Below are 24,642 nucleotides of genomic sequence, written 5' to 3'. Positions count from 1 at the left end.
ACTCCAAATTATCTACTTTAAGTTAAGTATAATGTAATTTTGATGTTTTTTTATTGTTTAAAATCAATCAACTTTCAATTGAGCAATTTCATTTAAGCAGTCAACATCTTTAATAGTAATTAACTTTCCTTCAACGCCTATTAAGTCGCTTTTATTAAAACGATTAAGTAAACGACTAATGGTTTCAACAGTTAGGCCAATATAATTACCAATATCACTACGTGTCATCGTTAAGCGAAACTCCGACGGGGAAAATCCACGCTTTTGAAACCGATTACTTAGAGTACTAATAAAGGTAGCTAAACGTTGCTCAGCATTTTTATGATTAAGCAACATAAGCATTTCTTGATCTGAACAGATCTCCATACTCATCATTCTTAACATTTGTTTTTTAAGTTTAGGCATATCATTTGAAAGTCCGTCTAAGGTGTTATATGGAATTTCACACACCATTGAAGTTTCTAATGCAGAGGCGAAGCTAGGATGAACAGAGTTCGCAATGGCGTCAAAACCAAGCAAATCACCAGCTAAATGAAAGCCTGTTATTTGTTGTTCACCTTTTTCATCTATCTTATATGTTTTGAATGTACCTGAACGAACGGCATATAACGATTTCATGTCGTCGCCACTTTGGAAAAGTTTTTCACCTTTATGAATAGGCTTTTTGCGGTCAATAATATTATCGAGAGAGTTTAATTCTTCTTCATTCAAAGAAAATGGGAGGCATAGTTCACTAATACTGCAGTTTTGACAGTGAATATGAGATTTGAATGCAGGTTGCTTACTTTCCATGTTTATCCATATTTAATACATGATCATTGATCAAATCATATTAGAACATGGAGAAATATGCAATCGATTAACCTAATAGGTATAAACTATAAATACCGTAAAATATAAGGCTTAACGCCATAAACTTTCTGAAAATAGGATGTATGAGTAAGGTTTTTGCTTTTATAAAACTGTACGACATAATCAATAAAGCAGGGAGTGTGCCTAAACCAAAAAAGGTCATGATTAATGCACCTCTAGCTACATCACCACTTGCAAGTGACCAGGTCAGCATTGAATAGATTAAACCGCAAGGTAACCAACCCCATAAAGCACCTAAACCCACAGCTTTAGCTGGAGAGTCTACCGGAATAAGCTTTTTAGAATAAGGTGATAGATAACGCCATATATATTTGCCCAAGCGTTCAATCTTATTTAGCCACATTAACCACTGACCAATATAAAGACCTAAAAAGATTAAGAATAGGGCGGACACCATACGTAAACCACTTAAAGGTACACCTATGTTTTTAGCGGCTACTGAGCCAGTAAAACCGACAATGGCACCAATAAGTGAATAAGAAAATATTCTGCCAAAGTTGTAACAAATAACTAATAGAGTTTTAGAGTAAGAAGAGTTTTTAGGTAAAGCAGAAGTCAGCATTGATGTTATACCACCACACATGCCTAAGCAGTGCCCTGAGCCTAATATACCTATAACAAATGCTGAAAAGTAGTCTATATCCATTAATTATCTTTTGATTGATTATTATGGTTTTGAGAAGAAGTCGTGTTACTTTCTGTTGTTCCTTCTGACTCAGTATCTTTCTCATCATCAAATAAAATACTAAGACCTTGCTTCTCAAGATCATCAAATTGTTCTGTTTTAACCGCCCAGAAAAAAAGATAAAGACCAATAGCAGTTAAAAGTACGGCAATTGGGATTAACACATAAATTATGCTCATTGATTATCTCTTATCACTAGTTTCATGTTTTTTACTTAACAAACGAAGGGAATTAGTTACGACTAATATCGAACTTGCTGACATACCTATAACCGCCATGTAAGGTGTTATATAACCACACATAGCCAATGGTAATACAATGGCATTATAACCAAATGCCCACAAATAGTTTTGCCAAATAATACGTTTGGTTTTCACCGCAATAGTTTTTAAAGCGTTTATATTACTTAAGTTACTATTAAGTAAAATAATATCAGCACCGTTTTTAGCTATATCGGTTCCGCTGCCCATCGCTATTGAAATATGAGCCGCACCAAATACAGGTGTATCATTAACACCATCGCCTGCCATAGCTACAACATGACTATGTTGTTTTGCTTTGAGTAATTCTACTTTGTTTTCAGCACTTAAATTACTATAAACCTCAGATAACTGTAAAACAGTTTGAGTTTTAGCACAGCCCGATTGATTATCACCTGACAACATCACCGTAGATATGTCTTGTTTGTGCAATTGGCTTATAAGGCTTAATGCATTTTCTCTAATGTTATCGTCTAAATAAAATGCTGCAATTAATCGGTTATTCTCTACAAGAACACATTGAGCAGTGATCACATTGTTAAGTTTGTCTGCTTCTGAAGAGTCTAGATTTTCTAATAACCAACTAGGTCGTCCAATTTGATAGGTTTTATCTTGATAAATACCTGAAACACCAGAGCTTGCCGTTACTTTAATTTGGGTAACATTTAGAGAGAAGTCTCTGAACTGAACAAAGGCTTTAGCGATTGGATGCTCTGAATGAGACTCTAATCCAGCAGCTAAAGCTAGCACTTGATCTTTACTTATTTGTTCATCAAATAACTCTATATTACTAATGGTGAACTCACCTGTAGTTAACGTTCCTGTTTTATCAAAAGCGAAGCAGTTAACATTTGGTAATGTTTCCATTACATGAGCTGACTTAATCAAAATACCTTTGTTATTTAGCGTTACTGTTGCACAAGTTAAAGCGGTAGGTGTCGCTAAAGATAAAGCACAAGGGCAGGTTGCTACTAATACTGAAAGTGTTATCCAAAAGGCTTCTTCAGGATGATGAATATTCCAATAAATAGCTGTTGCTATAGAAGTAAGTAAAATCGTAGCAACGAAATATTGGGCTATTTTATCTGACAATTGGGCAAGTTTAGGCTTGTGAGCTTGAGAAGATTCACTCAAACGAATCATTTGATTTAAAAAAGAATGTTGGTTTTCTTTTTTTACTTCAACCGTAATATTACCGTCACCATTAATTGTTCCAGCTAATACCGTATCGCCAACGTTTTTAGTTACGGGTGTTTGTTCACCTGAAAGCATTGACTCATTAATTTGACTGGTGCCTGAGATAACAATGCCGTCAGCTGGAACTGTTTCACCTGGCTTAACCAATACCAAATCAAATTTCTTTAAATGCTTAGCTGCAATCAATTCTTCTTTTTGAGCTTGGTCTACATCAGCTTTATTTAAGGTTAACTTAGTGGCTGTCATCGGCATAAGTTTGAGTAAGTTGGCAGAAACATGAGAAGCACGCATCCTAGCCCTGAACTCTAAAAACTTACCAATAAGTAGCAAGAAGGTGAACATAGCTACAGATTCAAAATAAACTTCGCCTTGTTGGCTTACTGTTGCCCAAACACTGGCAGAAAAAGCTAACGATATTGCGATAGATACAGGAACATCCATGGAAAGACGTTTCATCTTTAAGGTGTTTATTGCGCTTCTATAAAATGGAAATGCTCCATAAGTTACTATAGGTAGGGTTAATATTAAGCTCGCCCAGCGTAAATACACTGAATTGTATTCAGTCATATCTGAAAAGGCACCGAAATATAAACCTACTGCAATCATAAGTACTTGCATCATTAAAATGCCAGAAACACCTAAGCGTTTGATGAATGATTTACTTTGTGCTTTATTTAATTCTTCTACTCGGCTCGCTTTGAAGGGAAGAGCTTTGTAGCCAATGCTGTCGATACGTTTGAGGATATCGCTTAACTTAACTTTTTCATCTTGCCATTTTACTGTCGCACGCTGTGTTGTGGCGTTAACGGTAATAGAAAGAATTCCATCGGCTTTTGATAACTGCATTTCAATTAGCCAAGCACAAGCAGCACAACTAATGCCATCTATGGTGAGAATAGCTTCTTTGTATTCGTCTGTTTTGTAGGTGAATTCATCTTGTAAGCTTTCATCATCTAACAACATGTTACGTTTTAATTGTTGCGGTACAATTTGTTCACCTTTTTGTGCAGGTTCAGTTCTAAAACGATAATAATCAGTTAATTTGTTTTCAACAATAACGTTTGCTACGGCTTCACAACCAAGGCAACACATAGGTTGTGAAATATTATCAATTTTAACGAATAGGTTTATTCCTTTAGGAACAACCTCACCGCAATGAAAACATAGAGAAGACATAGAATTTTAACTTGCTTATATATTGAGCGCTAAGAATTACAGATAACTGTGTAACCTAAGTGTTAAAAGAGAATGCTATTAATATGAGCACAGAATATTAATTACGCTGTGTGTTATTAATAGCAATTTTTTAGCTCTCTTTTGGCATAGGCTTAATGGTTATAGCTGAAGATTGAGGTAAATAAATGGTGTTTTGAATTTTCCATTTATTATCAAATGTAGATAAGGTTACTTGCCATTTACCTTCAACATCTTGTGGAATATCTTGCCTGAAATTTCCGTCACCGTCAGGCGTTAGGGTCAAAGCAAAATCTTTAAATTCTTGAGTAGGGTGGTAGAAGTTAACATGTAAAAGTGAAAATTCTTTCTCTATCCCCGTTGGTACAATAACTAACTCATGATTTTTTAAGGTAAGCGAAAACTTCATACCTAATTTTTGTGCTTGTTTAATTTTATCTAACTCAAAATTAATGGCTTTACCCTTTTTATAGTAATTACCAACAACAAGCGGGTCAGGTTCGTGATTGGCAATGAAATAAGTACTTATACCAGCAACTACTGCGGTAAAAGGTAAGCCAAATACGAGATATGCCCATGGTTCTTTATACCAAGATGTACCCATTGTTACGCCTTTAATTAATAGAATGATAACTTTGCATTATTATACGTTTTTATTACGTTTGAACCAATAAAATCTGGGTGGAATTGAAACTAATTGTAATAAAAAAGCCTTATTAAAAATTTAATAAGGCTTTATATATTGTGCGTTTATGTTTTATTTAATCTTGAGAAAGACTATAAACATAAGCACTTATAACATGAATTTTTTCTTCACCTAAAATAGCATCCCATGCTGGCATAACACCGGCACGACCATTTGCTATAGAAGCTTCAATAGCTCGTTTAGAACCGCCATATAACCAAATGTCATCTGTAAGGTTAGGAGCGCCAAGAGGAATCCCCATAGCTAAACTACCTTTACCTTCTGGACCATGACAAGCAGCACACATTTGGAATTGAGGTTTACCCGCAGCAGCAAGTTCAGGATCAACTTCTCTGCCACTTAAGCTCATTACATATGCAGCAACTTCTTTAACGCCTTTTTCGCCGCCAAGAGCTGTTTCCCAAGCCATCATGCCTTGAGCTTTTCTACCATGTATTAAAGTCGCTTTAATCGCTTCAGGTGAACCACCATATAACCAATCTTTATCCGTTAGGTTAGGGAAGCCTGTTGTACCACCAGCATCTGAACCATGACATTGTGAACAGTTTTGTAAGAACAAACGTTGTCCAACTTTTAATGCTTCTTTATCAGCCGCTAAATCAGGAATAGAGCGAGCAGCATAAGCTTCAAAGATAGGACCATATTTAAGATCAGCAGCATGAACTTCTCGGTCATACTGAACTAAAACATTTGAACCTTCTTTAAGATACTCAGCTGTTTTAGCTTTAGATTCTTCAAGGTTCAAAATACCTTGGTTAGAACTCTGCCAGCCTAAAAGCCCTTGCCAATTACCTAAACCAGGGTAAAGCAATAAATAACCAAAACCCCAAATAATAGTCACTAAGAAAAACGTGCTCCACCATTTAGGAAGAGGGTTGTTTAATTCTTCAATGCCATCAAAGGTGTGTCCCATTGACTCACCTTCTGGAACTCCAGCAAAGTTCTTTAAACACATACGTAATAGGAAAAAACAACCTACTAAAGTGCCCAGGGAAAGAACTGAAACCCATATACTCCAAAAGCTAGACATTAGTTTTTGTCTCCTGCTTGTTTACTTTCAACATCTTGGTTAGATACATTTGTTTTTACATCGTCTTCTTCAAAAATTGAATTAGCAGCATCTTCAAACGCTGACTTTCTCTTTTTGCTGTATGACCAAACCACTATGATGATAAATAGTGCCAAAATTAGTAGGGCAAAAGCCCCTCGAAGCGTACCGTAATCCATAGCAATTATCTCAGTGCATGGCCAAGAGATTGAAGATAAGCAACAAGTGCATCTATCTCTTTTTTGCCTTTAACAGCGGCTTTTGCACCAGCTATTTCTTCAGGAGTATAAAGAGGAATGGCATTGCCATCGGCATCTTTATGGCTACGATTTCTTGTTAAAAAGTTAAATGTTTCTAATTTCTTAGCTGTTAAATCGCCATCTAAGTAATTTTCATCTAACCATTTAAAGCTTGGCATATTTGATTCAGGAACAACTGAACGTGGATCAATTAAATGTGCTTTATGCCAATCATCACTATAACGTTGACCAACACGAGCTAGATCAGGACCAGTACGCTTAGAACCCCATAAGAAAGGATGTTCCCATACTGATTCACCCGCAACAGAGTAATGTCCGTAGCGTTCTGTTTCTGCACGTAACGGGCGTATCATTTGGCTATGACATACGTTACAACCTTCACGGATGTAGATATCTCTACCTTCCATTTCAAGTGGTGTATATGCTCTTAAATTATCAACCGGTGTCGTTGTCGCTTTTTGGAAAAATAACGGGGTTATTTCAACCAAACCACCAATACTGATTGCCATAATGGTGAATATAAAGAAGCGACCAACATTTTTTTCTAAACCTTCATGTTTATTTTTCATCATAGCCCCCTTATGCCATTTCTACTTTTTTAAGACTACCGTCTTGTGCGTAAATTGTTTTGATCATGTTGAAAATCATCAAACCAAAACCAGCTACCACTAAAACACCACCAATAAATCGGATAAAGTAGAATGGGTATGAAGCTGTTAAGCTTTCTACAAAACTATACGTTAACGTACCGTCAGCATTTACCGCACGCCACATCAAACCTTGCATTACACCTGAAATCCACATAGCTACAATGTAAAGTACAATACCTGTAGTGTGCATCCAGAAATGAATGTTGATTAAACGAATGCTATACATGCGACCTTGGTTAAATAAGATAGGAATTAAGTGGTACATAGCACCAATTGAAACCATAGCAACCCAACCTAAAGCACCAGAATGAACATGACCAATAGTCCAATCGGTATAATGAGAAAGCGCGTTAACTGATTTAATTGCCATCATAGGGCCTTCAAACGTAGACATACCGTAGAAAGATAATGAAACAATTAAGAAACGTAAAATAGGATCATGACGAAGTTTATGCCATGCGCCAGAAAGGGTCATAATACCGTTAATCATACCACCCCAAGATGGTAAAAATAATACGATAGACATTACCATACCAACTGATTGAGCCCAATCAGGTAAAGCCGTGTAATGAAGATGATGTGGACCAGCCCAAATATATAACGATACCAATGCCCAAAAGTGAACAATAGATAAACGGTAAGAGTAAACAGGGCGTTCAGCTTGTTTTGGTACAAAGTAATACATCATACCTAAGAAACCAGCTGTTAATAGGAAACCAACGGCATTATGTCCGTACCACCACTGCATCATTGCATCAATAGCACCAGAATAAATTGAGTACGACTTAAACATGGATACAGGAATTACCATGCTGTTACCGATGTGAAGTACTGCAACCGTTAATATGAAACCACCAAAGAACCAGTTAGCTACATAAATATGTGATGTTGTACGTTTAACTAGCGTACCGAAGAAGACAATGGCATAAGAAACCCATACTACAGCAATCAAAATATCGATTGGCCATTCTAATTCAGCATATTCTTTACTACTGGTGTAACCCATAGGTAAAGTAATAATTGCTAAAACAATTATTGCTTGCCACCCCCAGAAAGTGAAAGAGACTAGCTTTCCACCAAACAATGCAACTTTACATGTCCTTTGTACTACGTAATAAGAAGTAGCAAACAGGGCGCTAGTACCAAATGCAAAAATTACCGCATTAGTATGAAGAGGACGTAAACGGGAGTAGGTAAGCCAAGGTGTTTCGAAATTTAAAGCTGGCCAAATAAGTTGAGCAGCGATAATCACACCAATTAATGTACCTACGAATCCCCAGATTACAGTCATAACAGTGAATTGACGAACAACATTCATGTTGTAATCAACTGCAGACGTATTACTTTGACTCATGTTTTGGTTCCACATATAAATTATTAATTATTTTAAAGTATCTGATCATGCGTAAATCGTAATTTTTACTGGTAAATATTATTTATAGACCAGCGAAACACATATTACACAATCCATAGAAAACAAGCGCGAAATGATAGACATTTAATCGACTAAAGTCATTACTCAAAAGCTGAAATATTGTTCTAAATCATAAAAAAAACGATTGACGATTAAAAACAGCGCTAAAATAGCGTAAATTATTAAGAATTATGATTAAAGGTAATTAAATATTGTTTAAAATTATAGCAGTTTATTCCACACTCGTGTTTATATTATGCCTGTGTTTGGGATGCGAAAAAAGTAAAGAAATAAAAGAAAAGGTTATTGAGCCAAAATGTATCTCAAGTCAGAGTAATTGTTTTATAAAATCTGCTTCTGGTGATTTTTCTCTTTTATTTAATCAAGAGCCAGTTATTACCGAAACACCATTTAATATTTCGTTAATTTCACAAACAAAAAATACAATAAAAAACATATCAGCTCATATGGAAGGCAAGAATATGTTTATGGGAAAAGTACCGTTATTTTTCCAACAAGCACTAGTTAATACCAAAGAACAAAAACAACATTATATAGCCGATACTATGCTAGGAAGTTGTAGTGAAGAAAAAATGCGCTGGGTAATTTATTTCAAAATTACACTCGAAGATCCAAATGGTGAATCGTTAATTGAGCATTTTACTGTGGAATTTGATAGTTTGAGATTTTAAAAGAAGTGTTAAGTGATACTAACTGACTATTATAAATGATGTTTATTATCAGTAATTAATGTGTAACGCGTTTCTTTTTTTGTGTCTTATATCTTATTTTATCTTTTTACACTAGCTCAACAACTTATGGTTTTAATTATTTAACCATCTAACACTTATTTAATCTTTATTATAAAAACAGGCTTCATTTTATATGAGTAATACACGTAAATTTGCTATCGAATATACTAGCCAGCATTACAAAATATCTTTTTTTGCAATGGCGAGCCCTTGTGAAGTTTTGGTAGAAATTCCAGAATTATTAGATAGTAAATCCTTGAATAAACCAACAAATAATAAACCAGTTCCAGAAATAATTAATCATTTAGCTCGATCTATTACTAACGAAGTTTGGCGCATTGAAGATAAGTACAGTCGTTATAATAAACAAAGTATTTGCAGCAAAATAAATGCAAGCGAAGGCAAAACAGTCTCATTAGATAATGAAACCGCATTATTATTAAATTTTGCTGATGTTTGCTACAAGTTAAGTGACGGTTTATTTGATATCTCTTCGGGCGTTCTCCGCAAAGTTTGGCACTTTGACTGCAGCGATAACATTCCATCACAACAACAAATTGATAAGCAATTAGTTCACGTAGGCTGGCATAAGGTTAATTTTACAGAACAGGGTATTAATTTACCTGCAGGAATGGAGATAGATTTTGGTGGGATAGGTAAAGAATACGCCGTAGATCGCTGTATTTTACTTATCAAAGAAATCACAGATGCTGCTGTACTTGTTAATTTAGGTGGTGATTTAGCTGCAACTAAACCTCCCTCTGAAAACAAACCTTGGGTGATCGGTGTAGAACATCCTGGTTTTGAAAACAAAACTGAGATGGTTGTTTCTTTATTTCAAGGTGCTTTAGCTACCAGTGGTAATGCTAAACGTTTTCTTGAAAAAGATGGCGTTAGGTACAGTCACATTCTTAATGCCAAAACAGGACATTCAATTTGTGATGCGCCAAGATCTATAACCGTTGCATCACAACAGTGTGTACAAGCTGGCATCTTAGCAACTTTATCCATACTGCAAGGTGAAAATGCTGAAGTGTATTTAGAAGAGCAAGACGTTAAGTATTGGGCTGTACGTTAATGTTTAATTCCCTTTAAACTCATACCAATCGTAATAACCAATTGATCATTTATACTTGTTTAAATGACCAACTACATCGTTATTTATTTAATAATTAGAACAACTAGTTATTAAAATAAATGCCTTGTATTTGACCATTTATTCTTCGTATAAAATAGGTCAATTTATTAATGCGTTTGGTATCACTTTAAGTATTGATGTTAAAAACAAAAAAGCGTTATTTAATTAAAAATAACGCTTCTTAAATTATTGCTCGGAGTCACCTAAGTAAAGGTGAAATTAAAACTTAGTAATCAAAACCAACATGTTGGTTTATACGAAGAATTAATTGTTCTTTATCACGAACCATTTCTAGTTTTTTCGCTAATGAGTCTAATGTATCTTCAACTTGATTCAAAAACTTACCGTAACCATGTGAAGTTTGATCAGCTCTTGTTGCAACAAATACAAATTGTACTTTTTCAACTAGCTTATTTGCATCCCACTGACATGAAAAACCACAAGGTTCATGCTCAGGGTTGAAACCTAAATTGATTAGCTCACCATTAACTGAAACAAATTCATCATCAGTCATTCTAACAATAGGCGTTAAACCATTTGCAATTACAGCACCGTTATTTAAGTTATTTTGCTTAGCTGAGCTTATAAAGGCATCAGAAATAAAACTATAAAGAGCACCATAGTTTTCTTTGTCTAATTCTTTTTTATCAACAAGTTGCTTAATTCTACGGTTAAAGCGGATATCTGCAACAGCGTAAGTTAATGCACTATCATCTTCAGGTAAATCAACGCCATCAGTTGCGTATCTTTTACTTAAAGGTCTAAGTTTGTGAACTTGTAAACCTTCGTCGCCTTTTTCTTTAGCGAAAAGGTCAAAAGTTAAATGCTGGTGATCACAAACACGGAATTTTTCTTTTTCGATACCTGCCTTTTCTGCAAACATGCTAACTGCTTTAAGTACTTTTTTGTGGAACTTAGCAGAGTCATGACGAATGTCTGTACCGTTAGATAAGAAAACTAGTGTGATCTTTTTAGCTCTTCTACTTACATTAAAATATGCATGTTCACTTTGGTGGAAACGAGAGTTATATAAAAACAATATTTGTTGTTTTGTTTGTACTGTCATCTTTTCAGGACTAAAACGAACACGAGTAAATTTATCATTACCCACAAACTGACCACTTTCGATGTGGAGTTCTTCATTTATGTCAAAAAATAACTTTGAAAGTTTTTTATAAAAAGATAAGTAAGGTTGATCTGAATATTTCTCTGAAGGGTCGGAGAATTTAGCAATTAATTCATCAGTAACTGGGAACTTAGCAAGTAAATATTGATTCTCGCGAGCTAAAGATGGAATAAATGCTTTGTGCTGAGCACTTCTCATACGAGATGAAGCCATGAAAAAAATCCCTTAAGTTGTTTAATTTTTACAATTATAGTGAATCTTTATGATTAACAGATGACAAAAGTATTAGTCAGCGCTAATTAAGATCCAACAAATGTTTTATCCCTATTCTAAGTTAAAATAGGTTCGAAATAGTTTTATTATTATAGTAAATCACTGGAATCATATTGATTATAAAGTGAATTTTCAATGTGAATATAATAGTGAATTTTTATTACTCTTATATTACATGATAATGTTTATACCCAATTTGTGTAAGGATGTATATAGCAGTCTTATAAATTGCTTAGCTAATCTTCTGTAGTTATGAAATAAACTATGTTTATAATGTTTTATATATTAAAGATTTATTGATTAATTTATGTTTATACTCAGAATTAAGGATGTTCTTACGAGTAATATATTCAGTAAAGTTTGGTTTTATTTATTAACCTTTATTACTGTTTTAATTATTGTTCTTCCATATCTTGCCTTTATCGAACTCATTCAGCTTTTTGAATATACGCTATATTTATCTCCTCGATGGATGTTTTTGATCCTCTTATTACCAATGTTCTTTTTTTGGAAATTTTTAACTAAGCCTTATCGTTATTTCTTAATAGCTTACGTTATTGTTTTGGTTCATTTCCAAGATATTAATATCAATATTCAATCAAGTGCTCAAGAATCATCATCATTGAAAATACTCTCATTAAATATGGGAGGCGGTAGTCGATCTAAATACTTAGAAACATTAATAGTACGTGAAAATCCCGATATATTTCTATTCCAAGAAACTTACCAAAACAATATAGATAATGTTTTTGATTCAACTTGGGAATATCAGTGCGACAAAGGTTTATGCATTGTGAGTAAATATCCTTTTAAAAAAGTAGGGGAATTCAGTAGAAGAATATTTGGAGGGTGGGGTAATTTTGCTACTTATTATGAACTTAATATAAATGGAGCAACTCTGCCTCTAATGAATGTTCATTTGGAGACTCCACGCCATCTTTTATCAGATCTGATGGGCTTGTCTATTACGATGAAAAATATTGAAAGATTTCGCGAAAACAAATCCTTAGAAGCTTCAATGCTTACTGCTTGGGCTAGTAGCCAGTCTAATTTCGTTATGGCAGGTGATTTCAACATGACAACCAATGAAAGTTTATACCGAGATTATTTCTCAGTTTATAAAAATGCATTAGATAGCGCTGGTTTCGGGATTAATTACACTAAATATACTTCGTGGCATGGTGTAAGAATAGATCACACCTTAACTTCTAATAATATTACTATTGAACAAGCAGATGTTATGCCTTCATTAGGTGGAGATCATAGAGCGATTATGACGGTTATTTCTTTACCCTAATGTTTTTCTAAAACTTGTTGTATAAACGTTTTAAGACGAAACAAGATCGAAGTTTTTAGCTGCTGCAATGGCTTTACCGTTTACGAGCAATTCAATTTTATGCTCACCAATATAATATTTACGTGTTGTAATTGCTTTAAATGAAAACGACTTACTTATCTTAACCCTTTCATTTGGCTGTAAAGTTACATTTTTCAGCTTAAATACCTTACCTTGTTGCTTTCCGTTAGCTTTAACAAAGTGAATTTCGTAATCAATAACAAAGTGTTGAGGCTTGTGGCTTACACTGTGAATATTCGTTTCAAAGCTTATCGTTCCACCGAGTTTTACAATAGAATTTGATAATACTATTTCATCAATACACACTTCAGGATTTTCTGTAAAGCCTAATAATGGGAATACCTCCGCACAGCCATTTTTAACTAATGTTCTGGTGGCATGCTTGATAACCCAATCTATTTCTTTTTTATTACTTTTGTTTTTATCATTTGTCCATTGTTTACATGTGTTGATGACAACGTCAGGATGATCTTTGGCAATATCATTTAAGTGATTTGCAACAGATCGCCTTACATATAAACTAGCATCTGATTTTAAACTTGTTAATAAAGGTAAGTTAGGCGTTGGATCTACAACAAATTGTTTCAGCTGTAATCCCCAAGGCAGTTTGGGGCGTGTGCCTTCTGATACTAAACGTCGCACATCTTCACTCTCATCTTTTACCCATAAGGTAAATTGTTGAAGGCAGTATTCTGGGTACTTAACGATAAATGCACGTATAGCGAATTCAGCTGAATGTAAATGAGTGAGTTGTTTAAGTCCTGATAAAGATTCTTCAGGATGTTCCAATCCATAAATGCTGAAATAATCGATAATTGGCCATGCTGCAAAGCTTTTAAGTGAATCCTCCGCATTTCCAAAATCCCATACGTCAGCAATACTTATAAGTATCTCAGCAGCTTTAGGAAAGTTTTCAGGTAAATAGTCATGAAGAATTGAAATAATATGGTTAACGCGTGCCTTTAACTCAAGTTCATTTAAGCCATTTAAGCAACTCTGCTCAAATGTTTGAGCATCAAAGTTATTTATTACTTTAGTTAAGGCATTACTTATTCTACTTATAGCAGGTTGCGCTAAGCCGTTCTTCATTAACTCCATGTTTTACCTTATCTGTCTTGATACCTGTTTATTTAACTAATCTGTTTAGAAATCTTAAATTAAGAACACCTGTTGTTAATGCCACGCCTGATAAAATAAGTGCAGCACCTAATAATGTCCATTGATTAATGGTTTCACCTAGAAATATCATCCCCCAAGCAATACCAAACACTGGGATCAAATAAGTAACTGAAATAGTTTTAGTTGGTCCTATAACAGCGATTAATCTGAAAAATATGGTGTAAGCGATGCCTGTACATAAAACACCTAATGCAATTACGGATAATATTGCTGGTGATGAAGGCATAGTATCGGGTAAGAAAAATAAGCTTATTGGTAATAAAAGTATTGTTGCGCTGATTTGGCTACCAGCTGCTAATGCTATAGGACTTATCCCTCCTAAATACATTTTGGTATAACTCGCTGATATACCATAGCACAAGGCGGCAACCATAACGGCGATAGTCGGTAGCAGCACATTAGAGTTTTCATCGATTATTTTATCAAACATTAAAAAGTACACACCTAAAAAGCCGATGCATATACCTAAAATAGCACTGAAACTTAATGTATCTTTTAACCAAAAGTAAGCTACTAAAGCACCAAACATAGGTGTTGTTCCGTTAAGTACTGCAGTATTACCTGCTGACAGGGTTAATGTTGCCCAACCAAATAATACAAACGGAATCGCTGTATTGAGAGAACCCACAATAAATATCTTCGCCCAGTAACCTGACAAAGCAGATTGCTTTTTAGCTATAAATAAAATTGGGATCAGAAATAGACTAGCTACCAGTGTACGCATTGCCATAAATAGAAAAGGTCCAAATTCAGGACTTCCTATTTTCATAAAGATAAATGAAGCGCCCCATATAGAAGCTAATAAAGGTAACTCTATTAATGGTCTAGTTGTCATTATTTACTTCATTGTCTATGTGGTTAATTACGCGGCTAATATTGATCACCGAGATTTCAGATAAACTAACAAACTGCCATTGGACATTTAAATCGTAAATCAACATGCCGTATATCTTATCGTCTTGTTTATTCTGTTTATAAGCAGGGCGGGGATCTTGCTCAAGTATCTGAGCTATGAAGTTTTCAAGTTCAGGGTATGTTTTGTTTAAATATTGAATTGAGCTTGTTGCTTCATCACTGAAACTAACCATAATTGTTTTTTTAGGGGTTTCTTGAGCATAGCTTGCTTGTGCATGTACCAAGGCATCAGAATAAGGAATATAAGGTTTTATATCTATTACAGGTGTGCCGTCTAACAAATCTAACCCTGAAATACTCAACACCACATTTTTAGATCTTTTAGGACAGTCTTTATTAGTAATAACATCAATGCTATCAAGCTTAACTACAGACATTCCTACAGGGTTGGGTCTAAAAGTAGAACGTGTAGCTAGCGCGCCAATTTTAGCATTACCACCTAAACGAGGCGGTCTTACTAGAGGTTTCCAACCTTGTTCTTGAGTACCATGAAAAATGAATATCACCCAGATATGACTAAAAGCTTCTAGCCCTCTCACAAGTTCAGGTGTATTTGCATCACCTAGCAATGTAATACTGCCTTTTGCAGCACTAACTAAACCCGGTTGTCTTGGTATCGCAAACTTTTCTTTGTAAGGAGAGGAAACCTTGCCAATGTAATTTAACGCTATGCTGTTTGGCATGTTTTTAATTCGTAGAAGTGGGTTTTAAGTAATAAGCTTGTCCGTAACAAACGGTTGTAGCAATACATTGTTTTGCTGTACTGCCACCGGTAAGCATAGTGCAACCACTGAATACAATTGCATTCGCTTTTAGTTCACTGGCTTTTTTTCTCGCATCTGTGCGAGCAATAATTTCGTTTGGTTTTGCATGATGGGCTTTAAGTTGACAATCTTCACCTTCAACTACACCTAGGTATTTATGTGGACCAGTAATATCAGCAGCAGACGCATAGATTTTAACTTTTGATGGCGCAAAGTAGTTAGTAAAGTTTTCAGCATCTAAATTGGTACTCGTATCAAATTTGCTACTACAGCTTGCTAACAATGATAAGGCGAGTAAGGCTAAAAGTGTGTTTTTCATTGCAGTTCCATTTAGGTGGTTGAAGAATTAAACCATTAGCGAATTACTAAGAGTTCTTTTTGATAATAAAGTACTAGACAGTCATGCTTGAACTGAACTGTTAAATATTAGCTGTCAAATACAAATAAGGCGAACACAGGTTCGCCTTATTATTTTACCTGTTATTAACTGGACTAAGGTTACTTAACTCGCATACCAGGTTGAGCTCCGTCTTCAGGATTTAATATCCATAAGTCTTCACCGCCAGGTCCTGCTGCTAATACCATACCTTCTGACATACCAAAGCGCATTTTACGAGGAGCAAGGTTAGCAACCATAACTGTTAACTTGCCAATAAGATCTTCAGGTTGATAAGCTGATTTTATACCCGCGAATACTTGGCGAGTTTCACCACCTTCAACTGAATCTAAAGCAAGTTCTAATCTTAATAGCTTATCTGCTTTTTCAACATGTTCAGCTTTAACTATTTTAGCAATACGTAAATCAAGTTTAGCAAAGTCATCAAAACTAATTTCTGGAGAAATAGGATCAGATGCTAACGGGTTATTGAAATCCATTGTAGGCTTTTCAACCGCTGCAGGTTTTTTCTTTTTCTCTTTTACTGGTTTTGCTTTTTCTTCTGTTACAGCAAGATTGTCTTTTGAAGCGTCGGTCATGGCATTAATTTTGTCCATATCAACACGCTGTAATAAAGCTTTAAACTTATTGATTTTATGATCTGTTAATAAAACTTTATGACCTTCCCAAAGCAATTCATCATTTAAGAATGCTTCAGTGCTTTCTGCAAGCTTAGGTAGAACCGGTTTTAAGTAGATCATTAATGTACGGAACATGTTAATACCAAGAGAACAAATATCTTGAACTTCTTGTTGCTTTGTTTCGTCTTTAACAAGCTGCCATGGTTCTTTAACTGCAATGTATTCATTCACTTTATCAGCAAGCGCCATTATTTCACGCATACCACGACTAAAATCACGATTTTCGTAATGTTGCGCAATACTGTCACCAGCATTCATTACTTCGTCAGCTAATGCTTGGTCATCAATATTGGTTGATAACATGCCGTCGAAACGTTTTGAAATAAAGCTAGCACAACGAGACGCGATGTTAACAACTTTACCAACTAAGTCAGAGTTTACACGCTGTGCAAAGTCTTCCAGGTTTAAATCTAAGTCATCAATACGACTAGTTAATTTAGCTGCATAGTAGTAACGTAAATATTCTGGGTTTAAATGATCTAAATACGTACGACCTTTAATAAAGGTGCCTTTTGATTTAGACATTTTAGCGCCGTTAACTGTAACAAAGCCATGAGCAAATACCGAAGTAGGTTTACGGTAGCCAGCGCCTTCAAGCATTGCAGGCCAGAATAGACTGTGGAAATAGATGATGTCTTTACCAATGAAATGATAAAGTTCAGCATCAGAATCTTTATTCCAAAAGCTATCAAAGTCGATGTTTGATTTATTACATAAGTTTTTAAAGCTGCCCATGTAACCAATAGGTGCGTCTAACCAAACGTAAAAGTATTTACCAGGAGCATTTGGAATTTCAAAACCAAAGTAAGGTGCATCACGACTGATATCCCATTGGTTAAGTCCAGATTCAAACCATTCAGCTAACTTGTTCGCCATTTCTTCTTGTAAAGCACCACTGCGGGTCCAGTTTTGTAGCATTTCTTCAAACGCTGGCAAATCAAAAAAGTAATGTTCTGAATCTTTTAATACAGGAGTTGCGCCTGAAACTACTGAACGCGGATTAATAACATCAGTAGGTGAATAAGTAGCACCACAGTTATCACAGCTATCGCCGTTTTCATCTTCGCTCTTACATTTAGGACATGTGCCTTTAATAAAGCGATCAGGCAAAAACATACCTTTTTCTGGGTCATATAATTGCGAGATAACGCGCGTTTTTATATGGCCATTGGCATGTAACGTATTGTAAATCTCATGAGCAAAGGTTTCATTCTCTTCACTGTGAGTTGAGTGGTAGTTATCAAAGCTAATATGAAAATCAGCAAAGTCTGCCATATGCTCTTCACGTACACCTGCGATCATTTCTTCAGGAGTAACACCTAGTTCTTGTGCTTTAAGCATGATAGGTGTGCCATGTGCATCATCGGCACAAACGAAATAAGTTTCGTGACCACGCATTCGTTGAAAACGTACCCAAATATCAGTTTGGATATGTTCAAGTAAATGGCCTAAATGGATTGAACCATTGGCATAAGGAAGGGCACACGTTGCTAATATTTTTCGTTTCTCAGTCGTTATCTGAGATGACTTTGATTCAGACATATAAAGTTTACATATTTTAGGTGGTAATTATGGGGAGAATGGTACAGAATTTAGAGATACTTTTCATTAATAATTCTTGCTAAGTGACCAATTAATTCACTTGATTGGCATTAGTTGGGTAAAAGTGCTTGAAATCCATGTTCTCTAAGTTTTTTTCTAATAAAACAGTTACTCAAGAATCACAAGATTCTATTATGAGTTTTTTAAATGTATACCAATCTGATTGCTTCCCTGATGGAATTCTCAATATAGGTTCAGCGCCTACTTTTGTGCTGGCTGACAACTGTATTGTGGTAAATATTGATTTACCTTTTCCATGTGATGGGGAATTAGACGATATCAGCGATGCACTGACTGAATTGCTCAACCAAAGCACCATTATTAAACCCGATTATCAAATAAAACCTGTTAGGCAACATAACCTTAAAGGTATTAGTAATATTATTGCCGTTACATCAGGTAAAGGCGGAGTCGGAAAGTCGACTACCGCAGTAAATCTTGCCTATGCGCTAATTGCTGAAGGTAGTAGTGTTGGTATTTTAGATGCTGATATTTATGGCCCATCTATACCCACTATGTTGGGTTTAAAAGGTCAGCATCCGTCATCCGACAATGGAAAATCTATCACTCCACTCGATGCGAATGGTTTAACTGCTATGTCTATTGGCTTATTAGTCGGTGAAGAAGATGCAACAGTTTGGCGCGGACCTATGGCAAGTAGAGCCTTCAGCCAGTTGTTAAATGAAACACTTTGGCCTGATTTAGATTACCTTATTGTTGATATGCCACCGGGTACAGGTGATATTCAATTAACTTTATCGCAAAGTGTACCTGTTGCAGCAGCGATTGTTGTTACAACACCACAAGATATTGCATTAACTGATGCCATTAAAGGCATTACTATGTTTGATAAAGTTAAAGTGCCTGTTTTAGGTTTAGTTGAAAACATGAGTTATCACTTATGTGAAAATTGTGGCCATCAAGCACACCTCTTTGGTGAGAATGGTGGAGTCAACACCGCGAAAAATAAAAACATTCCACTTTTAGGTCAACTTCCTTTAAATATAGAGATTAGACAAGACGCAGATAAGGGTCGCTCGCCAATTTTAGAAAATAGCACTAGCGATATAGCCTTGTTATACCGTAAACTAGCGCGCAATGTAGCATCTGAATTGTTTTATCAACTCGATGCAAGAAGCCCCAATACCGCAGATATATGTTTTGAGTCTAAGTAAATGAAACGATTAATTATTACTTTAACTCATTTAGCTGCAACCTAACTGGTAGAAAACAACGTATGAGACTCTCCGATCAAGATATAGAAAAATCACTTGCTGATGGTAACATTATCATAGAGCCAAAACCTGATGTTTCCATGATCTCAGGTGTAAGTGTAGATATAAGACTAGGCAACGAGTTTAGAGTTTTTAAAGAGCATACCGCGCCTTATATTGACTTAAGTGGCCCTAAGCCTGAAATGCAAAAAGCCATGAACTCAGTTATGAGTGATGAAATTACTATTGCAGATGGTGAAGCGTTTTTCTTACATCCAGGCGAGCTTGCTTTAGCAGTAACTTACGAATCGGTTACTTTGCCTGATGATATTGTAGGTTGGTTAGATGGACGTTCATCTTTAGCGCGTTTAGGTTTAATGGTGCACGTAACTGCGCACAGAATTGATCCCGGCTGGTCGGGTCAAATCGTTCTAGAATTTTATAACAGCGGTAAACTACCTTTAGCGTTGCGTCCTAAAATGAAAATAGCGGCGTTGAACTTTGAAACTATGTCTTCAAGTGCTTTACGTCCTTACAACAAAAGAGATGACGCAAAATACAGAGGTCAGAAGGGCGCTGTAGCTAGTCGTATTAGCCAAGACGAGTCATCTAAATAGTCGTTTTATAAATATTTATATAATACAAACAATTAAATGGACTTAAAGTAGAGCATTAAAAATGCTCTACTGTTTTTAGTTAACCTCAGTTCGGGTTAATGGGTTTTATATCCCATTGATTCATAATATCAACTATAGGTTATGCTCAAATCAAGGCCATATTAAAATGAAAACCTTATCTCGATGATGTGATTTAAGCATTATTGAGTAAAATAGCTTAACCCGAACTGGGCTTAATTAGGTGCTTCTTGAAATTAACATTTAAAATCTTAGGTTTATTCCTTATTACTAGTATTATTCTTATTAGTATAATTGGCCTTGTAGCGTTACAGTCAAAACCAAAATTTGAAAACAATAATACAGTAAATGTTCAAGCAGCAACCGAGAGTAAAGCTGCTGCTAAACGCTTTATTGATTCAATCAAATCAAAAAAACAACCTGTTCTTTTATCGTTATCCCAAGCAGAGCTGAATAGTTTAAATGCCCTAGTATATAGAGCGTTCCCTCAAGTCGTATCTGATGTCATTATTCAAAACGAAACCGCTAAGCTTAATATCTCAGTTGAACTACCTTTACCCGGCTTTATTAAATATTTGAATGTTTCTGGTGATTTATATCCGTCTGATAAGGGGTTAGAGCTAGGTAATGTTTCTGTTGGTAGCATAACCTTGCCAGGTAATAAATTAGTGTCCTTAACACGTTGGGTTGTCGATACTTTTGTTCAAGATGAGCTAGGTACTAAAATTGTATCTATGGTGCAATGGGTAACATTAAAAGAACAACATCTAAAAGTTAGCTTGCTAGTGCCAGATGATATGAACCATTTACAACAAGGAAAGTCAGGTCTTTTTGCCCTAAGAGATAATTTAGCGCTTTTTGGAGATGTTAAAAAAGTTAAATATTATCATAGCGCTCTTGTTGAACATTTAGAATTATCGCAAGACAGATCAGCTTTAAACACTGAACTGCCTTATTATCTTCAAACCATGTTTGCTTTGGCTAAAATTAGAACCTTTAGTGATCATGCTAACGGTGGTACAACTAGCGCTATTCAAGAAAATTATTCAGCCTTAATGGCATTAGCACTTTATTTTGGTTCTAACTCCTTTGAATTACTGGTTGGAGACGTATCAAACCTCACTTCAAGTCAGCGAAACACTCGAACATTTTTAAGACGAAAAGTTACTTTACGCAATCGCGTCGATCTGCAAAAACACTTCATGTATTCAGTTGCTTTACAATTATTTGGTAATAGTAAAGCCAGTGATGCTATTGGTGAACTAAAAGAATTTTTAGATAGTAACCCCGGAGGAAGTGGCTTTAGTTTTGCAGATTTAATGGCAGACAGAGCAGGAACTCGCTTTGCTCGACTGGCTACCGAATCAGAAGTAGCAGCACTTCAAATACAAAATACCATTACCAATAGCCTAACGGAAAATGACTTCATGCCACAAATACATGGTATTCCAGAAGGTATTTCGGCTGATTTATTTAATGAAAACTATCGTGATGTGGAATCAACTGAATATAAACAAATGATTTCTTTCTTAGATGATAGGTTGGCTGAACTTACGTTATATAGATAAAAGCGTAAGTTTACATAGCCTGATTTAAGCTTTTAACTTAATGTTAAATCAGTACCCATTTTTATCGGTTCATTTATTTAATTGGCTTTTATTGATTAGTTTTTAAAGCCAAGCTAAGCTCCGAATAACACTAACAATATTTTACTCTTTTATATTGTTAATTTTTACTTCCAGAGGTTATTTTTGAATATTCCTGACATCCCTAATAATCATGCACTGTTGATGTTAATCATCACAGTAGTTGCTTTATATTTTTTTAGAAGAGACGACATCCCTCTAGAAACATCATCTTTAGCGGTGTTAGTGGTTTTGTGTTTAGTTTTTTCTATTTTTCCTTTTGAAGGAAGCGCAGGGCACTTAGAACCTTCGTCATTATTCTTCGGCTTTGGTCATGAAGCTTTAGTGACTGTGTGTGCTTTGATGATCATTGGGCATTCACTTGTTCGGACAGGAGCATTAGAGCCAGTAGGGCGCAACCTAGCTAAAATATGGAAGATAAGCCCAACGTTATCTTTGTTACTTACCTTAATTATTGCTGGTTCGTTAAGTGCTGTTGTTAACAATACGCCGATTGTTGTGTTGTTATTACCTATATTGATCAGCGTTGCTATACGGACTAAAACAGACTCTTCACCTATGTTACTGCCAATGGGGCTTGCAACATTAGTTGGTGGCATGACAACAACCATAGGAACTTCAACTAACTTACTTGTAGTTAGTGTTGCTAGCGATATGGGCTTACCTCGTATTGGTATGTTCGACTTCATTGTACCTGCGTTAATTGCTGCAGCAGTGGCGATATCTTATTTATGGATAATTGCACCTAAGTTATTGCCTAAAAGAAGCCCAACGTTACCTGACACATCACCACGTATATTCACAGCGTATTTAAATATAAATGAAGAAAGTGAAGCAAATGGTAAAACTGTTGCTGAATTGATTAAGCTAACGGACGGTCAAATGAAAATTGAATCGATCCAGCGTAGCCCAGACAATAGAAATGTATTTCCTTTACCTGATACATTAATAAAAGTAGGCGATCGTTTACAAGTTAATGATTATCCCGACCAACTAAAAGAGTTTGAATCAGTTATTGATGCCACCCTTTACTCTGGCAGTCATAAAATGGATGAAGATCACCCATTAAAAGCCGACAAACAAATACTTGCAGAAATTGTTGTAATACAAGCTTCAGGTTTAGTGGGTAGAACTTTAAAACACGCTAACTTTGCTCATCGTTACGGTATTTCTGTTATTGCTCTACATCGAGAAGGTAAAGCAATGGAGATTGGCAGACAAAGCATTGGTAATGTAACGATCAGAACTGGTGATGTATTATTAGTGCAAGGCGAAGCTGAGCAAATTAATGAGCTTAAAGAGTCTCGTGGATTATTAATTATCGATGGTGCTGCTAACCTTCCTTATACAAAAAAAGCGCCTATTTCGCTTGCGGTACTGGCTTTTGTGGTTTTATCTGCAGCTGTTGGTTTAATTCCTATCGCAATAAGTTCTATGTGTGGGGTATTAGTATTATTAGCAAGCAAGTGTCTTGATTGGAGTGAAATATCTAACGCTTTAAGTACGCAGGTTATATTAATTGTGGTGGCTTCTCTTGCGCTAGGTTCCGCCATGATGCAAACCGGCGGAGCAGAATATATAGCACAAGTGTTTGTTGCTGCATCGTCTGGACTACCGCCAGCAGGTATTCTGTCAGCGTTAATGTTGTTACTTGCGGTACTAACGAATATTGTTTCTAACAACGCAGCGGCTGTTATAGGAACGCCTATTGCTGTATCCGTTGCTCAACAGTTAAATGTTCCTGTAGAACCTTTCATACTTGCTGTATTGTTTGGTGCTAACTTAAGTTATGCAACGCCTATGGCTTATAAAACTAACATCTTAGTGATGAACGCAGGTGGTTATCAATTCTCAGACTTCATGAAAGTTGGTATACCGTTAATCATCTTAATGTGGGTTGTTCTTTCCTTCTTATTGAGTTGGTTTTATCTATAGAGATAAACGCATAAATTAACTATTTAGTTAACCCAACTTACAAACGCTAAATTAAGCTTAACAACTAATTTAGCGTTTTTTTATCCACTAATTCGATACATTTCATACTTTTTAGAAATAGTTTAAATATATTCAATAAAAAAATACCAAAATTTAAAAGCTAAACTACACTTAAAAAATATCTGTTCATAAAAGCCGATTTAGATAAGTTAACCTATTAACTATCTTGACTATTATATGAATACTGAAGATAAAGTTAAGCGGGATGCTTAATGAACAGATTGACTATAAATTGACACACTTGTGATCAGTACGTATAAATAACAAATCAATCGCTTTTTGTTTTATGGAGTAACAATGATTAATTATGATGACAATCGCGATTTTTATCGCATGATGATAAACAGCCAAGTTACCGTTACAATTATAGACGACGAAGTAAACTCAACTGTAATAGCTGTATGTCGTGATTTAAGTGCCACAGGTATGGCGATTGAAATGCCACATCCTCTAGAATTAGAGACGGCTGTTAGAGTGCATGTAGATTCTTCTGGCGGAACTATTGCAGCGTTAGATGTAAAAGGAAAAGTGGTACGTTGTAGCCAAGAAAGTGAAGAATGTTATTTACTCGGTATTAATATCTCAGAAATAGACTAACTATTGCGATCTTACATTAATTATTTAAGTTAACGATAGCTCACTTGAACTATCGTTAACCGTAATTTTTATCACTTTCGACAAA

General features: G+C 35.4%; 23 protein-coding genes. 8 read left to right on the top strand and 15 right to left on the bottom strand.

Annotated elements, in window-relative coordinates; genetic code table 11:
• Nucleotides 1–63 precede the first annotated feature (63 nt).
• From fnr to ccoN, 9 genes are all read right to left on the bottom strand, one after another.
• On the bottom strand, nt 64–792 hold the full coding sequence (gene fnr / locus Q5N69_RS12985) for a fumarate/nitrate reduction transcriptional regulator Fnr (RefSeq protein ID WP_304369398.1): 729 nt from the start codon (nt 790–792) through the stop codon (nt 64–66).
• Nucleotides 793–859: 67 nt separating this feature from the next.
• Nucleotides 860–1,519: a sulfite exporter TauE/SafE family protein gene (locus Q5N69_RS12980; RefSeq protein WP_304369397.1), complete on the bottom strand. Its 660-nt coding sequence runs from the start codon at nt 1,517–1,519 to the stop codon at nt 860–862.
• Entirely contained in the window at nt 1,519–1,737 is a 219-nt protein-coding gene (ccoS, locus tag Q5N69_RS12975; protein WP_304369396.1) for a cbb3-type cytochrome oxidase assembly protein CcoS, read from the bottom strand. Before ccoS ends, Q5N69_RS12980 begins: the two co-directional genes overlap by 1 nt.
• Nucleotides 1,738–1,740: 3 nt before the next feature.
• Complete coding sequence (locus Q5N69_RS12970; protein ID WP_304369394.1) at nt 1,741–4,191, bottom strand: heavy metal translocating P-type ATPase; 2,451 nt, start codon at nt 4,189–4,191, stop codon at nt 1,741–1,743.
• Nucleotides 4,192–4,321: 130 nt separating this feature from the next.
• A complete protein-coding gene (locus tag Q5N69_RS12965; protein WP_304369393.1) occupies nt 4,322–4,813 on the bottom strand; it encodes a FixH family protein in 492 nt (163 codons plus the stop codon).
• Nucleotides 4,814–4,970: 157 nt separating this feature from the next.
• On the bottom strand, nt 4,971–5,945 hold the full coding sequence (ccoP, locus tag Q5N69_RS12960; protein WP_304369391.1) for a cytochrome-c oxidase, cbb3-type subunit III: 975 nt from the start codon (nt 5,943–5,945) through the stop codon (nt 4,971–4,973).
• Nucleotides 5,945–6,142 (bottom strand): cbb3-type cytochrome c oxidase subunit 3, encoded by a 198-nt coding sequence (locus tag Q5N69_RS12955; RefSeq protein WP_304369390.1) that lies wholly within the window; start codon nt 6,140–6,142, stop codon nt 5,945–5,947. The genes ccoP and Q5N69_RS12955 overlap by 1 nt, the downstream gene beginning before the upstream one ends.
• 5 nt (nt 6,143–6,147) lie before the next feature.
• Nucleotides 6,148–6,792, bottom strand: coding sequence for a cytochrome-c oxidase, cbb3-type subunit II (gene ccoO, locus Q5N69_RS12950; RefSeq protein ID WP_304369388.1), 645 nt, complete (start codon nt 6,790–6,792; stop codon nt 6,148–6,150).
• A 10-nt stretch (nt 6,793–6,802) separates the two neighbouring features.
• Nucleotides 6,803–8,227 carry a cytochrome-c oxidase, cbb3-type subunit I gene (gene ccoN / locus Q5N69_RS12945; protein WP_304369387.1) on the bottom strand — a complete coding sequence of 475 codons (1,425 nt, stop codon included), beginning with the start codon at nt 8,225–8,227 and terminating at the stop codon, nt 6,803–6,805.
• A gap of 272 nt (nt 8,228–8,499) precedes the next feature.
• Here ccoN and Q5N69_RS12940 point away from each other — a divergent pair, with 272 nt between their 5' ends.
• Together Q5N69_RS12940 and Q5N69_RS12935 are read left to right on the top strand one after the other, a co-directional pair.
• A complete protein-coding gene (locus Q5N69_RS12940) occupies nt 8,500–8,979 on the top strand; it encodes a hypothetical protein (RefSeq protein WP_304369386.1) in 480 nt (159 codons plus the stop codon).
• Nucleotides 8,980–9,172: 193 nt separating this feature from the next.
• The gene (locus Q5N69_RS12935) at nt 9,173–10,117 is read left to right on the top strand and encodes an FAD:protein FMN transferase (protein ID WP_304369385.1); all 945 of its coding nucleotides are present in this window, start codon (nt 9,173–9,175) and stop codon (nt 10,115–10,117) included.
• A gap of 286 nt (nt 10,118–10,403) precedes the next feature.
• On the opposite strand, the gene Q5N69_RS12930 is transcribed toward Q5N69_RS12935, so the two are convergent.
• On the bottom strand, nt 10,404–11,516 hold the full coding sequence (locus Q5N69_RS12930; protein ID WP_304369384.1) for a DUF3083 family protein: 1,113 nt from the start codon (nt 11,514–11,516) through the stop codon (nt 10,404–10,406).
• Between the two features lie 367 nt (nt 11,517–11,883).
• Here Q5N69_RS12930 and Q5N69_RS12925 point away from each other — a divergent pair, with 367 nt between their 5' ends.
• Nucleotides 11,884–12,873, top strand: a complete 990-nt coding sequence (locus Q5N69_RS12925) for an endonuclease/exonuclease/phosphatase family protein (RefSeq protein ID WP_304369383.1) — start codon at nt 11,884–11,886, stop codon at nt 12,871–12,873.
• A 30-nt stretch (nt 12,874–12,903) separates the two neighbouring features.
• Here the strand turns inward: Q5N69_RS12925 and Q5N69_RS12920 are convergent, their stop codons facing one another.
• The 5 genes from Q5N69_RS12920 to metG all read right to left on the bottom strand — a co-directional run bounded on the left by Q5N69_RS12920 (nt 12,904) and on the right by metG (nt 18,410).
• Nucleotides 12,904–14,031 carry a DNA alkylation repair protein gene (locus Q5N69_RS12920; protein ID WP_304369382.1) on the bottom strand — a complete coding sequence of 376 codons (1,128 nt, stop codon included), beginning with the start codon at nt 14,029–14,031 and terminating at the stop codon, nt 12,904–12,906.
• Nucleotides 14,032–14,059: 28 nt separating this feature from the next.
• Nucleotides 14,060–14,947 (bottom strand): DMT family transporter, encoded by an 888-nt coding sequence (locus Q5N69_RS12915; protein ID WP_304369381.1) that lies wholly within the window; start codon nt 14,945–14,947, stop codon nt 14,060–14,062.
• Complete coding sequence (tsaA, locus tag Q5N69_RS12910; protein ID WP_304369380.1) at nt 14,937–15,710, bottom strand: tRNA (N6-threonylcarbamoyladenosine(37)-N6)-methyltransferase TrmO; 774 nt, start codon at nt 15,708–15,710, stop codon at nt 14,937–14,939. The genes Q5N69_RS12915 and tsaA overlap by 11 nt, the downstream gene beginning before the upstream one ends.
• 4 nt (nt 15,711–15,714) lie before the next feature.
• Nucleotides 15,715–16,110 carry an Rcs stress response system protein RcsF gene (rcsF, locus tag Q5N69_RS12905; RefSeq protein WP_304369379.1) on the bottom strand — a complete coding sequence of 132 codons (396 nt, stop codon included), beginning with the start codon at nt 16,108–16,110 and terminating at the stop codon, nt 15,715–15,717.
• Nucleotides 16,111–16,289: 179 nt separating this feature from the next.
• A complete protein-coding gene (gene metG / locus Q5N69_RS12900) occupies nt 16,290–18,410 on the bottom strand; it encodes a methionine--tRNA ligase (RefSeq protein ID WP_304369378.1) in 2,121 nt (706 codons plus the stop codon).
• A 194-nt stretch (nt 18,411–18,604) separates the two neighbouring features.
• Here metG and apbC point away from each other — a divergent pair, with 194 nt between their 5' ends.
• From apbC to Q5N69_RS12875, 5 genes are all read left to right on the top strand, one after another.
• The gene (apbC, locus tag Q5N69_RS12895) at nt 18,605–19,645 is read left to right on the top strand and encodes an iron-sulfur cluster carrier protein ApbC (protein WP_304369377.1); all 1,041 of its coding nucleotides are present in this window, start codon (nt 18,605–18,607) and stop codon (nt 19,643–19,645) included.
• Between the two features lie 62 nt (nt 19,646–19,707).
• Nucleotides 19,708–20,301, top strand: a complete 594-nt coding sequence (dcd, locus tag Q5N69_RS12890; RefSeq protein ID WP_304369376.1) for a dCTP deaminase — start codon at nt 19,708–19,710, stop codon at nt 20,299–20,301.
• Nucleotides 20,302–20,549: 248 nt separating this feature from the next.
• Nucleotides 20,550–21,887: a hypothetical protein gene (locus Q5N69_RS12885; RefSeq protein ID WP_304369375.1), complete on the top strand. Its 1,338-nt coding sequence runs from the start codon at nt 20,550–20,552 to the stop codon at nt 21,885–21,887.
• A 183-nt stretch (nt 21,888–22,070) separates the two neighbouring features.
• Complete coding sequence (locus Q5N69_RS12880) at nt 22,071–23,900, top strand: SLC13 family permease (RefSeq protein ID WP_304369373.1); 1,830 nt, start codon at nt 22,071–22,073, stop codon at nt 23,898–23,900.
• A 357-nt stretch (nt 23,901–24,257) separates the two neighbouring features.
• On the top strand, nt 24,258–24,557 hold the full coding sequence (locus Q5N69_RS12875) for a PilZ domain-containing protein (protein WP_304369372.1): 300 nt from the start codon (nt 24,258–24,260) through the stop codon (nt 24,555–24,557).
• Nucleotides 24,558–24,642 lie beyond the last annotated feature (85 nt).

It is taken from the genome of Pseudocolwellia sp. AS88 (assembly GCF_030551755.1).
Taxonomy (GTDB): domain Bacteria; phylum Pseudomonadota; class Gammaproteobacteria; order Enterobacterales; family Alteromonadaceae; genus Pseudocolwellia.
The sequence above is the reverse complement of the archived record's forward strand: the minus strand, read 5'-3'. Positions and strand labels throughout refer to the sequence as shown.